The 13463-nt window shown below is 43.7% G+C and carries 11 protein-coding genes; 10 read left to right on the top strand and 1 reads right to left on the bottom strand.

The genetic code is table 11. From position 1 onward, the window contains the following. Nucleotides 1–18: 18 nt before the first annotated feature. Nucleotides 19–1059 carry a hypothetical protein gene (locus NSQ38_RS23515; RefSeq protein WP_339784284.1) on the top strand — a complete coding sequence of 347 codons (1041 nt, stop codon included), beginning with the start codon at nucleotides 19–21 and terminating at the stop codon, nucleotides 1057–1059. A 1493-nt stretch (nucleotides 1060–2552) separates the two neighbouring features. Here NSQ38_RS23515 and NSQ38_RS23510 read toward each other — a convergent pair. Further along, nucleotides 2553–3428: a LysR family transcriptional regulator gene (locus NSQ38_RS23510; protein WP_339784281.1), complete on the bottom strand. Its 876-nt coding sequence runs from the start codon at nucleotides 3426–3428 to the stop codon at nucleotides 2553–2555. Between the two features lie 165 nt (nucleotides 3429–3593). Here NSQ38_RS23510 and NSQ38_RS23505 point away from each other — a divergent pair, with 165 nt between their 5' ends. The 9 genes from NSQ38_RS23505 to msrB all read left to right on the top strand — a co-directional run bounded on the left by NSQ38_RS23505 (nucleotide 3594) and on the right by msrB (nucleotide 13459). Continuing rightward, nucleotides 3594–4541, top strand: coding sequence for a DMT family transporter (locus tag NSQ38_RS23505; RefSeq protein ID WP_339784279.1), 948 nt, complete (start codon nucleotides 3594–3596; stop codon nucleotides 4539–4541). A gap of 189 nt (nucleotides 4542–4730) precedes the next feature. Continuing rightward, nucleotides 4731–5762, top strand: a complete 1032-nt coding sequence (locus tag NSQ38_RS23500; protein ID WP_339784277.1) for a LacI family DNA-binding transcriptional regulator — start codon at nucleotides 4731–4733, stop codon at nucleotides 5760–5762. Between the two features lie 247 nt (nucleotides 5763–6009). Continuing rightward, nucleotides 6010–8559: a glycoside hydrolase family 2 protein gene (locus tag NSQ38_RS23495; RefSeq protein ID WP_339784275.1), complete on the top strand. Its 2550-nt coding sequence runs from the start codon at nucleotides 6010–6012 to the stop codon at nucleotides 8557–8559. Nucleotides 8560–8725: 166 nt separating this feature from the next. After that, nucleotides 8726–9169, top strand: a complete 444-nt coding sequence (locus tag NSQ38_RS23490; protein WP_339784273.1) for a stalk domain-containing protein — start codon at nucleotides 8726–8728, stop codon at nucleotides 9167–9169. Between the two features lie 77 nt (nucleotides 9170–9246). Then, nucleotides 9247–9951 (top strand): response regulator transcription factor, encoded by a 705-nt coding sequence (locus NSQ38_RS23485; RefSeq protein ID WP_339790677.1) that lies wholly within the window; start codon nucleotides 9247–9249, stop codon nucleotides 9949–9951. Continuing rightward, the gene (locus NSQ38_RS23480; protein ID WP_339784271.1) at nucleotides 9948–10988 is read left to right on the top strand and encodes an ATP-binding protein; all 1041 of its coding nucleotides are present in this window, start codon (nucleotides 9948–9950) and stop codon (nucleotides 10986–10988) included. Before NSQ38_RS23485 ends, NSQ38_RS23480 begins: the two co-directional genes overlap by 4 nt. A gap of 43 nt (nucleotides 10989–11031) precedes the next feature. Continuing rightward, entirely contained in the window at nucleotides 11032–11748 is a 717-nt protein-coding gene (locus NSQ38_RS23475; protein ID WP_339784270.1) for a cytochrome c biogenesis protein CcdA, read from the top strand. An 18-nt stretch (nucleotides 11749–11766) separates the two neighbouring features. Then, nucleotides 11767–12348, top strand: coding sequence for a redoxin family protein (locus NSQ38_RS23470; protein WP_338594096.1), 582 nt, complete (start codon nucleotides 11767–11769; stop codon nucleotides 12346–12348). Between the two features lie 16 nt (nucleotides 12349–12364). Then, on the top strand, nucleotides 12365–13459 hold the full coding sequence (msrB, locus tag NSQ38_RS23465) for a peptide-methionine (R)-S-oxide reductase MsrB (protein WP_339784268.1): 1095 nt from the start codon (nucleotides 12365–12367) through the stop codon (nucleotides 13457–13459). Nucleotides 13460–13463: the final 4 nt, after the last annotated feature.

Here is a 13463-nt window from a genome sequence, read left to right as displayed (position 1 = left end):
GTTGAAGGGAGAAAATATATGAATTACAGTGTTAGGGGCAATTTAAAGCCATATAATGAGATTTGGCTAGACTGTATTCAAAATAATTTGATGTCTATACTAATTTCATATGATAGTATTTTTGAATTATTACCTGCAACAATGAAATTCGAATATTGGAAAAAAAAAAAATCACAACAATTTGATTCACGGGATACATATAAGAGTTTATTGAAGCAAGGCTTATTTATTCCCAAGATTATTTATCAAACTGATCAGATAAAATCCTTCTTTAATATTGAAAAAAGGATTTTCCAGAATTCGAAAATTAATGGGATACATGAATTAATATGCGATGCATTCTCAGAAAATAAGTTTGTTTTTTTACACGTTGATCGCTTTTTTTTCTCATCAGGCAGAGAGACAGGAAAGTTACACTTTGTTCATCCGACTTTTTTATATGGATACTCTAAAGAACAGGGGACTTATACGGCAATAGAGGACTGTTTATCACCTGGTCATATGCAAAGCTATCAGATTCCAAAAGAAGTTGTTACAGAGTCGACGAAGTTTTTGTTACAACAAGGAAGGCAAGTTTGTTTCAGTGAAGTAACACCTCTAGAAAATAAAATCAAAAATAATGATTTTGGTAACTATGATCTAATGTTGGAAGAAATTAAAGATACGATTTCTTTAAGTGAAATAAGGTATGTAAAGGAATATGATCTATATTATCAGGTGGGTTTATCTGTATTAGATCAATATTTAGAAGAATATGAGGAGATTATTGGTAGTTGTGAGGATGTAAGTATTTTCTCGCTTCGGACAACTTCATTTGTACAAAATCACAAAAAAAATGGTCATATGCTGCTTAAAAGAATGCAAGATAAACCGAAATATAGAGATACCGGACTAATAAAATTTGCGGAAAGGTCTTTGGAACTAGCTTTGGAATGGGAGATTTTTAAAAATGTAATGATTAAAAATATGGTTTCCGGGAGTGATAAAAACGATCGTAAATCTAAGGAAAAGCTTCGTACTATTATTGATTTGGAATATAAACTTTTTCAAGGGATTTAAATAGTTGGTTTGAATGACATTGTGATAAATGACATTTAAGAATCAAGCTTAGGTGAGGTTAAAAAATATGGAGGTTTAGACGTAGTACTTTATTTTATATTTTTGTACCAGTTTAAAACGGACTTCACGAGCAAGTCATAAGTAAGGGAACTTTACTAAACTGATCATCTCAAAATGTGCAGCCGAGTATGGCATTCTATTCAAAGGCAGAGAATATGCTTATTAAGTTTTTTAAAACCCGTTAATCTGTGTGATTTGATTAGATTAACGGGTCTAATCGAGCTGCAAAATTATTAGACAAGATCATAGTATCTGTCTTGAACCGTCCTTTTTATGTGTTTAAAAGTTAATTTTTATGACCATACTAAAGATACCCCAACCATGGCAGCCAGTCCAAGATTTGTTTCCACCTGAACGGAAACCTCAAGGAGACGCTCCGTTTTGGACAACCGAAATCATGTTAAATTCAATGCTAGGGTTTCACGTTCAGGCGCCCCATGTCGTGGTCTCCCTGGTTACTTTCCCCATTGGGAATCTGTCTAACCCGCTTTCGAGGCTGGCAGAAAGCACAAGGTACCAGTGAAGAAAGGGTCATGATTGATGCCACAATTGTGCGCGTTCATCAGCATGGATCGGCACAAAAGGGCGGCAGAGCAAGCAAACGATCGGACGATCCTGTGGTGGATTAAGCACCAAAATACATGCCTTTGTTGATGCGTTAGGCAATTTGCTTCGTTTCGAATTAACAGGCGGTTAAGCTCATGACTCCGTTAAGGGCTATGAACTTCTTCGATGAAGCAAGTATTGGCTAATCGAGCATATTGTACCAAGCGGTTCGAGCTTTTAGACGAGTAAGAAGCAATTTCAGTGATTCCAAGCAGAAGAATCGCCGAGAGATTCAACCTTATGATTGAGTTATATACAGAGAACGTCATTTATTAGAATGCTTTTTCAATAAAGTGAAAAATTATCGTCGTCTGGCCACTCGCTATGCTAAAATAGCGTGTACGTTGATTCTTAAAGGTATAAATTTGTATGTTGAATCTACTAAATTTTAAGTTTAACAATATTTGAATATCTTAAATAATTCAATAAAAAGTCTGAGTTAAACTAGCTTATGGTGCTATATGTTTAATGCTACATAATCTGGATTTAAGTATGATGTTTCTGTAGAAGAGTAGAAGGCGAAATGATTTTAATTTAAGTGAGTAGAGTATGTTAAATTTGAGACTGTTATCTAATACTAGATAGTGGTTTTTTGTTGTATAATCAAGATTAAGATATTCATGCATAAAGATGCAAAGTGAGTTTCCGCTTTTTATCACTCATTATGAAAATCATTGAGCAATTCAAATTGAATAATAAATTTCTCTCAATAATTATGAAAATTTTTATTCATACATAAGTTTTTTTGATGAATCACTCTTACTAATTCTGACAACGCACAGATAGGAGCGATCGATTATAACGACAAACGTAGTAATTCTCCAAATTTACATAGCCTGGCTGAGCCACTGTTGCACCTCTTCAATGAAACGCCGCGTAGCTGGCGATAGATTAACCAAAGACGGGCAGGCCATGCCAATCGTGCGATAAGGATCTCCAGTGAGTGGCACGAGCGCGAGCGAATCAGTATGATTTTGAAGTACCATTTCCGGCAACAAGCTGATACCCAGACCATTACGGACCATCGCCATGATGGCTTGATCTTCTGCGACTTCATAGACGACATTGAGCTTGGCTGCATGCTGCCGGATCAGCCGTTCAATCTCGTTGTCTCCGCCCCATTTGGGCAGAATAAAGGGTTGCTCCAGCAGATTATCAAACGAAACAGATTCCTCTGAGGCAAGAGGATGGTCCAGAGGCAGGATGCACATCATCCTGTCTTTTTGCAATGGGATCGTCTCAAAAGGTGATGAATCGCCGAGGGACAGAAATCCGAGATCGATGGCACCTCCAGCCAGCCAGCCCTCAATCTCAGCATAATCGCCCTCCCACAGCTTGATCTCAATTCCTGGATGACGCAGGCGAAATTGTTTCAGGATGCCTGGCAACCATTGTGTGGAGACACTGGCGAAGGTGCCAATACGCACCGTACCAATCTCCGCGCCGCGAATGAGGGAGATTTCCTGGTTCATCAGTTCCGTCCAGCGCAGAATCTCACGTGTGTATCCCAGAATACGTTCGCCTTCAGCGGTAACCCGCACCCCGGAGCGGCCGCGATGGAGCAGTGAAAAACCACATTCTGTCTCCAGACTGGCGATGGCATGGCTGACGGCGGATTGGGTGATGTTTAATGCTTCTGCTGCTTTGGTGAGACTGCCATATTCCACAACGGTATTCAATATTTCGTATTTGATCAGTGACATGAACGGTTCCGTTCCTTCCCTCATTTAATGTATGAGTTTATTTCATATAATACATTATAAATATTCATTTTTATAATGCAAAGAGATCGTTTATACTTGCCAAGGCGAGTTAGTTTGACGCACGATCACACAGCTCAGAATACATAGAATGAAGGTTGAAGCAAGATGAATGGTGTACATGTTAATCAAGGTCAGGCAACAAGAAGAGCGGACATACAGATGCTGCTCGCAACGGTTATATGGGGATCATCCTACCTGTTTATGAAATCGGGCCTGGAGTCCATGCAAGAATTGAATCTGGTCGCATTTCGTTTTGGAATTGCCTTTATTGCGGCAGGACTTCTTTTTCATCGGCGGTTGTTTAACATGGATCGCAGAACACTTGTGGCAGGAGCTATTATGGGGACAGCTTTATTTGCTGCATTTGTATTCATCACCTATGGTGTGCAACGAACAACGACATCCCAAGCGGGATTCCTAATAAGTTTGGCCGTTATTTTTGTACCGATCCTGACGACCATCCAGCATCGTCGTATGCCGGACAAACGATTGACGCTCAGTATCCTGGTTGCAGTTACCGGGCTTGGCTTGCTGACGCTTCAGCATCAGCTGAGTCTGCACACGGGAGATATTCTGTGCATACTAGCAGCACTTGTGTATGCCATCTATATAATGATTGCTGGCAAGTTCACACCGAAGCATGATCCATTAACATTGGGGACAGTTCAATTAGGTGTTGCAGCGATGTGGGGAATTGCAGCTACATTTATACTGGAAACGCCACGTATGCCCGATACGGCTGAATCCTGGGCAGCGATTCTCGGCTTAGGTGTTTTATGTAGCGGCTTGGGGTATATTCTGCAGACACTCGCGCAGCGTCATGCCTCTCCTACAAGAACAAGTCTGATTTTTTCACTCGAACCACTGTTTGCAGCAGCATTTGCATTTACCTTTCAAGGGGAATCGCTAACGTTACAAGGATATGCAGGAGCAGCTTTGATGTTGGTTGGTGTTCTGATCACAGAGATCAAACTTCCACAGCCTATCTTCTGGCGTAGAAAACGCCCGGTTTTACAGTCGGAACTTGGGGATCAGGGAGCACCAGGCGTATAATTTGGGGATAAAAGGTCCTTTCGTCATCTTCTATGGAAGGTGGGGAGAGGGCCTTTTTTGGTTATGTCGCACACCTAGTGTAACTGATAAACAACTACCTAACAAAAACAGAATAACATAACCTTGTTTTGTTGATTTTTGTTTTTTATGCTACACTGAATGGAAAATTAGGAAAAACGGGTGAGTAGGATGGCCAAAAGAGTAACGATGCAGCAAATTGCGGATGCTGCGGGGGTGTCCAAATTCGCAGTCTCCCGTGCGCTGACGGGCAAGCCTGGTGTGAGTGAGCATACACGCGAGATGATTGTCAGAACGGCGGGGCAGCTTGGGTATTTCAGAACCGAACCGAAGCGTTATCCGGGCGAGACACAGATATCAGCGGCGATGAAGCCAGAAGCGGAGCGACAAGGTACGATATTAATTTTGTTTCCCAACATTCGTTCTCAGAATCGAGCTTCCTTATACTGGGGGCCTGTGTTTGATGGCATTTCTGAGAGGCTGAATGAGAAGGGTATGGATATTTTAACGCTGACAGAACCCTCTTCAGATCGGATGTTCTCGGTTCTTAATCCCGACGCAATTAGCGGAGTCATTACCGTGGGCACCATCTCGACATCGGTATTGCTGGAGATTTACAGGCTGCGTATTCCGCTTGTCATGGTGGATCATGAAGACCCTGCCATATACGCAGACTCGGTTTTTACGGACAATATGAAATGTATGAAAGAACTGGTTCTCATGCTCATTGGAAAAGGGTATAGAAGGTTCCAGTTTGCCGGGCAACTGCCCGATGCAGCAAGTTTTAGAGAACGCTGGCTTGGATATCGTACGGTGCTGGAAGAGAAGCAGTTGGAGGGGTCCCAGCAAGAAGGCTTGCTGGGACCAGAGTATGATCAGATTCGGAGATCCGTTGCTGAAATGGAGCTGGAGGATATCCCTGAAGTTATCGTGTGCGCAAATGACCATACAGCTGTCATTGTCATTCAGGCACTCCAAAGTCGAGGCATTAAGGTGCCTGAACGCTGTGCCGTAACCGGATTTGACAATACCCAGACGGATGAACCCATTCTTGCTTCGGTACATATTAACAAAGAGAATCTGGGAACAAGAGCAGTAGATCAGCTATTGTGGCGGATCAAACACCTGGATGAACCTTATGAACGCAAGCTGATCTATTCGGAATTAATTATTCGTGATGAATATAACGCCAGTATACAGTAATGGGATATGAACTTATGGGCTCAATTTAACAATGATCATTAGGGTAAATGAAATTAGGTGAAAGACATGGAGAGGTTAGAGCTTCATGTCTTTTTGTTATGCAGAGATTGTTTAACAAATTAAATTACAAAACAGATTGACTATAAGAAGCATATCGTGTTAATTTTGTTTTGTAAGTTATTTGTTTTTATAATAACAAAACCTAACAAAATAATGTTTACCAACTCTAACAACAATGGAGGCTGTCATGAGCACAATACAATCACATGTTTTTCAGAATTGGACGTTCAAGGCTTGCGAAGATCAAGAGTGGATGCCGGCTCAGGTGCCCGGCTGTGTGCATACAGATTTGCTGAAGCTGGGCAAGATCCCAGATCCTTTTTATGGAACAAACGAGAAGGAAGTACAATGGATTGATAAGATAGATTGGGAATATCAGACGGAATTTGATGTGGCCGAAGGGTTGTTCTCGCAGGAACATCTGGAACTGGTGTTTGATGGTCTGGATACATATGCGGATGTGTATGTGAATGATGTGCATGTGTTATCAGCAGATAATATGTTCCGGGTATGGAAGGCGGATGTGAAGGCCGTATTAAAAGGGAACGGCAACATTCTCCGAATACGTTTTTGGTCTCCGATTCAGGAAGATCTGCCGAAGCTGGAGAAGCTCGGATATGCATTACCTGCATCGAATGATCAGTCCGATGTTGGCGGACTTGGCGACAAAAGAGTAAGTATTTTTGCACGTAAAGCCCCGTATCACTATGGTTGGGACTGGGGTCCGCGTTTTGTAACCAGTGGGATCTGGCGTGAAGCACGTCTTGAAGGTTGGACACAGGTACGAATCAATGATGTGTATATCCAGCAAAATGAAGTAAGCGCTACCTCAGCTTCATTAACTGCTGTTGTGGAAGTCGAGACATCCCAAGCGGTAGATACGATTATTCGTATCGGCGCAGATGGACAGAGATGGGAAAGATCCGTATCGCTACAACCTGGAACTCAGACTGTGGAGATTCAAGTCTCCATTGATGAACCGAAACTGTGGTGGAGCCGTGGGCTTGGTGATCCGCATATGTACACCTTCCTTACCGAAGTGCTTCAAGGTGAGCGAGCTGTGGCTGAATCTACAGTGAAGACTGGGCTTCGTTCCATTCGCTTGGTACGTGACAAAGATGAAGCAGGAGCATCCTTTTACTTTGAATTAAATGGTGTTGCGGTCTTTGCCAAAGGGGCCAACCACATTCCGAATGATAGCTTCATCACTGAAATTACTCATGAACGTTATCGTCATGAGATCGTATCCGCAGCCGAGTCTAATATGAATATGCTGCGCGTGTGGGGTGGCGGAATCTATGAGCAGGATGTGTTCTACGAACTATGTGATGAATATGGAATCCTGGTATGGCAAGACTTCATGTTTGCTTGCAGCATGTATCCAGGAGATGAAGCGTTCCTGAACAGTGTAAGACATGAAGCCATTGATAATGTGAAACGTCTTCGCAACCATCCAAGTATTGCACTCTGGTGTGGGAACAACGAGATTGATTCGGCTTGGGCGCACTATGTTGAGAATGGTGGCTGGGGTTGGAAAAAGGAATTTACTGCCGAGCAGCGTGAAAGTATCTGGGCCGATTACGAGGCCATCTTCCATGATCTGCTGCCAGAAGTGGTTGAAGCGTATGCTCCAGGTGTGGATTACTGGCCTTCTTCACCACTGGTATCCCTGACAGGGGATGAGACGCAACATGCGCACCCATCCACAGCTGAAGGGGATATCCACTACTGGGGCGTGTGGCACAATGTAGAACCATTCGAGAACTATAACGTGCATGTGGGTCGTTTCATGAGTGAATATGGATTCCAGTCTTTCCCGGAGTACAAGTCAGTACGCACTTACGCGGAAGAAGAGGATCTTGCTCTGGAATCGGAAGTCATGCTGGCTCATCAAAAGAATGGGGCAGGCAATCGTCTGATCAAACAGTACATGGATATGTACATGCATGAATCGAAGGACTTCCCATCGTTCCTGTATATGAGCCAGGTGCTTCAGGCGGAAGCGATGAAGACAGCCATTGAAGCGCACCGTCGCCGCAAACCATTCTGCATGGGCACACTTTACTGGCAAATGAATGATTGCTGGCCGGTAGCTTCATGGGCAGGTATGGACTACCTTGGTCGCTGGAAAGCATTGCAATATTATGCGAAACGCAGCTTCAGCGATGTGTTGGTATCGGTAGATGGAACAAAAGAAGATACAACAAATATATATATCATCTCGGATCAATTACAACCTGTAAAAGGGCAGTTACAGATTCGTTTGCTCGGGTTCGATGGAACGGTGCATCGTGATGAAACACATGACGTGACCCTGGCACCTAATACAGGTGAACGAGTGCTGTCATTACGTAACGCGGAGTGGCTTGAAGGTCATGATACAGCTAACACGCTGCTGCGCCTGGATCTGAAACAGGAAGGTGCGGCGAATATCGTACAGGAACACTATTTTGTACCGTCCAAAGACCTTGCTCTGCAGCCTGCAAACATCAATGTAAGCGGGGGAGCGGATGAGAACGGCGTTCATCTGGTACTGGAAAGTGATGTGCTTGCTAAACAGGTATGGCTATCTTCGGATGTGGAGGGTGTCTTCTCGGATAACTTCTTCGACTTGATTCCTGGCATTCCGGTGAAGGTGCAGTTCACTTCCAGAGAGGGATTGCAGTCTAATGATGTGATATCAAATCCGGGACCGATCGAGGTTCGATCCATGATTGATTTTATTCGTTTGACCTAGAAGACACGGTTGGAGTCTCTCGTAAGAGAGATTTCAACCGTTTTTTTATTGAGACCTGACCTCATTTATATATCGTAATGGTTTCGTAATACTTCGCTTAGAGAATCGTAAGCAATCTTGCTTATTGTAATCCATGTAAGTAATAAACGAATGGAGAGTGATAAGAATGATGAAAACAAATAAGAGCAAAAAAGCGATGGTAGCAGCGGTATTGATGATGTCTATGGCCTTTTCTGGATTGGCAAGTGCTGCAGATATGAAAACGATTAAAAAGGATGGCATGGAGCTTGTTCAATTGAGACAGGCAGCCAAAATGTATGATTACAGCATTATGTGGGACAGCAAGGACAGATCTGTAACTCTGATGTATATGGGCAAAATGGACGACAAGATGATGGAAGACGACATGATGATGAAAGATGACAACATGATGGAAGACACGATGATGCCTGCGGGAAAAACGATTAAATTGTGGATTGGATCGAAAAAAATCATGGTAGACGGTATGCAAGTTAACTTGAAATCGATGCCTGTCATCCATGAAGGGAATTCGTATGCGGCTGAATCTGTAATTAAACAGTACATGATGCCAGCCATGGGAATGAAGTAATTTAAGGGCTAAGCATCGCCATCACCATATGATATGATTGGCTCAAATGTATTTTCTGGAATATGGGGTGGGTTCGTTTGAATGAATGTGTACTGGTTGCTGATGATGATACAAATATTACCGACGTTTGTCGCAGGTATCTGGAACGGGAAGGTTATCTCGTCGTGACGGCCAAGGATGGTCTGGAGGCTATTGAGCTGTGGCACAGCCAAACGCCAAGCTTGATTGTGCTCGACCTGATGATGCCACATAAGAATGGTTGGGAAGTTTGCAACGAGATTCGGCAAACTGAGGATGTGCCCATTGTAATGCTGACGGCCCGGGGTGAGGAACAGGATTGTCTGATGGGACTGACGATGGGGGCGGATGATTATCTGACCAAACCTTTTAGTCCGAGAGAACTTGTTTTGCGTGTGAAGGCAATCCTGCGGAGAATGCGAATTGCGCAGGCATCACCTGTTACAACATCTGAATATACGATCAATTATGAAGGGCTTACCATTGATTTTACCAAGCGGGAAGTACACATCAGCGGGCAGGCCATTGAATTGACAGTTACGGAGTTTGAGATGTTGTATTTGTTGGCAAGTCACCCGGGCCAGGTATTCTCCCGTAACCAGATGTTAAGCAAGATTTGGGATTTTAGCTATGAGGGAGATACAACAACGGTGACTGTACATGTTCGGAGATTACGAGAGAAGATCGAACAAAATCCTTCTGATCCAAAATATATTAAAACAGTTTGGGGTATAGGCTACAAGTTTGCGGGTGGCAGTTCATGAAACTTCGCACGTACTTGGTATTGTCCAGTCTCACAGGCATTGGCGTATTATTAATTTGTTTGTTCATCAGTTATTCCAAAATGCTGCTTACGATCGAACAATTGTATTGGTTATCGGCTATAACGGCAGGGGTAGGCTTACTTTCGTTTATTCTTCAATATTTGCTGACCAAGCCATTAGAGAAATCAATTGCGCGAATTACACAGCAGACAATACGCATTGCCGAAGGGGATTTCCATACGGAAGTCCCTCTCATCGGTACGCAGGAATTTAAGCTCCTGGCACAGCAATTTAACGAGATGAGTTCCGAGCTGAAGGAAAGCTTTGATCATCTGCATCACTCAGAAACCGCGAGACGAGAGTTGATCGCCAATGTTTCCCATGATTTACGGACTCCATTGGCATCCATTCAGTCATTCGTCGAAGCGTTGGAGGATGATGTCATTCAGGATAAAGAAACCTTTCAACGTTACCTGAACACGATACGACTTGAAACGAAGCGTTTGGGAGGGCTTATTCAAGATTTGTTCGAATTATCCAGCCTGGAAGCGAAAGGGGATGTATTTGACCCTCAGCCTTGTCACGTCGATGAGTTGCTGCTCAGTACGTTGGAGAGTTTTTCGTTTCATCTCGCTGAGAAAACGCTGAACGTTGAAATCGATTTGCCCGATAAATTACCAGCCGCGGTCATGATGCCTGCACAAATGAAGCGGGTCCTTTCCAATTTGCTGCAAAATGCCATTCAATACTCTCCTGTTGAAGGAAAAATCATTTTGGCTGCCGAAGAGAAGGGGCCGTTTATACGAATTTCAGTTACGGATGAAGGGGAAGGCATTGAAGCGGAGGAAACTTCGCGGATATTTGAACGTTTTTATCGAATTGACAAATCACGTAGCAAGAGTAATGGTGGGGCCGGGCTTGGCCTTGCCATCGCTCAATCGATTGTGGAACTCCATGGTGGCGAGATCGGGGTTCAGAGTACAAAAGGAGAAGGAAGCTGCTTCTGGTTCACGCTTCCGATCTACGTCAGTCGTTAACCTTGGTTAATCAAACGTAGTATTTATTCAGGTGGTGAATGACTTGACCAGTGATTTGGTTTTTCTTTTCGGGGTTTTTGGTGCAGGATTGTTATCGTTTTTTGCGCCATGTATTCTGCCGCTGATCCCGGTATATGTGTCTTATCTATCCGGAAGCATGGTCAACGGTACGAATCAGCAGCAGCCTGACACCCATTCGGTTCGGTTGCGGTCCACACTTGTTTTGCGGACATTTTTATTTGTTCTTGGGCTGTCCCTGGTATTTGTTTTACTCGGTTTTGGTTCTGGCATCGTTGGTAATTTGATCTCAAGTCCTGTGTTTATTGCGATCTGCGGAGCCATCGTAGTGCTTTTTGGGATTTATCAAACCGGGTTGATCCGACTATCCTGGCTGGAACGGGAGAGAAAGCTGTCAAACGATCATGCCAGACGAGGAGGGTATGTCGGAGCGTTCCTGCTGGGTCTGACGTTTAGTTTTGGCTGGACGCCTTGTATCGGGCCTGTGCTGGCGGCCATTCTTGGTATCGCCGCAGGAGAAGGCTCTCCACTGTATGGCGGGTTTCTCATGTTCCTGTATACCCTTGGGTTAGCGATTCCTTTTCTGATTCTGTCCGTTTTTTCGGAATATTTTATGAAGCGGATACGTCATTTATACAGGTACATGGGTGTCATCAAAATAACCTCCGGCTGTATTCTTATTGTAATGGGACTATTGTTAATGACAGACCGACTAAACAGCTTGGTGACCTGGTTTCAATAATCATTGGAGGAATTTGGTATGAAGATGGCACGGAAATGGATGGTAACTGTAATCGTATTTGCTGGAGTCCTGTTGATCTTGAGCGCGTGTGGATCACAGCAAACTGAATCAAAACAAACGGGGTCAACATCAACCCCAGCATCAACATCTGATATGAGTTCGTCAACCATGATGAACAAGGGAGAGACGGCTCCTGAATTTTCATTGCTTGATCTGAAAGGAAACACGGTTGGACTTTCTGATGTTCAAGGCAAGAAAGTGTATGTGAAATATTGGGCTTCCTGGTGTTCCATCTGCCTTGCGGGTTTGGAAGACCTGAACAATCTGGCTGGTCAAAACAATGATTTTCAAGTTATTACGATTGTGACGCCGGACTACAAAGGAGAGAAATCCTCCCAAGCGTTTACCGAATGGTTTGACCAACAGCCATATGATAACATAACTGTTCTTTTGGATGAGAAAGGTGTATGGGCCAAGGAATTTGGTGTAAGAGCATATCCTAGTTCCTTTTATATTGGCTCTGATGGTATTTTAGCGAAATCGCAGCCAGGGCATGCATCCAATGAACAGATCATGGAATCATTACAAGAGATTTTGTGAGAAGGGAGGAAGTGTCATGAAAAGGACGCTGCTTGGCCTGTGCCTCCTTGTTATAGCGATAATTGTGTCTGCTTGTGGAAACAGGGCTGAGAGCCATTCAGCTGCATCTTCATCTTCGATATCCACTCAACCTGTCAAGGCATCGAGTGTCTCCGAGGAAAACCTGAGTAACCTGTACTTGGCAGGAGGCTGTTTCTGGGGTGTGGAGGCATATATGGCTCGTATTCCGGGGGTTCAGGATGTGACTTCCGGTTATGCCAACGGGGAAGGAGAGAATCCAACCTATGAGGATGTTATTCGCGGGGACCAGGGATTTGCGGAGACCGTTCATGTAAAATATGATCCGCAGCAAGTATCTTTGAAGAAATTGCTTGAATCTTATTTTCGAGTTATTGATCCTACCAGCTTGAATAAGCAGGGCAATGATCGTGGCATTCAGTATCGGACAGGAATATATTATACGTTGCCTGAAGATGCCAAAATCATTGAGCAAGCTGTAGAGGCAGAGCAAGAAAAATATGACCAACCCATCGTAACGGAAGTAATGCCTCTGCAGAATTATTATTTGGCGGAGGAGTACCATCAGGATTATTTGGAAAAAAATCCGAACGGATATTGTCACATTGATATGACTGTCCTGGATGACCTGGAGATTGGAATTGATCCCGCTCAATATCCACGTCCAACAGATGAACAATTAAAGGAACGATTAACAGACGAACAGTATGCGGTTGCGGTAAACAATGATACGGAGCATGCGTTCAGTAACGAATATTGGGATAATGAGGAGCCCGGTCTGTATGTGGATATTGCAACGGGAGAGCCGTTATTCACCAGCCGGGATAAGTATGATTCCGGTTGCGGGTGGCCGAGTTTTACAAAACCGATTGTACCTGAGGTTGTTACCTATACAACGGATACGAGCTTTGGTATGGATCGCACGGAGGTACGAAGCCGGGCAGGTGACATCCACCTCGGTCATGTGTTCGATGATGGTCCCGAAGATCGCGGCGGCAAACGTTACTGTATTAACAGTGCATCGATCCGGTTTATTCCGTTAGACAAGATGGAGGAAGAAAGATACGGGTATTTACTGTCATTTATCGAGTAGAGAA

Origin of the sequence: Paenibacillus sp. FSL R7-0313 (genome assembly GCF_037969885.1) — a bacterium.
In the GTDB taxonomy this organism is placed as follows: Bacteria; Bacillota; Bacilli; order Paenibacillales; family Paenibacillaceae; genus Paenibacillus.
The sequence above is the reverse complement of the archived record's forward strand: the minus strand, read 5'-3'. Positions and strand labels throughout refer to the sequence as shown.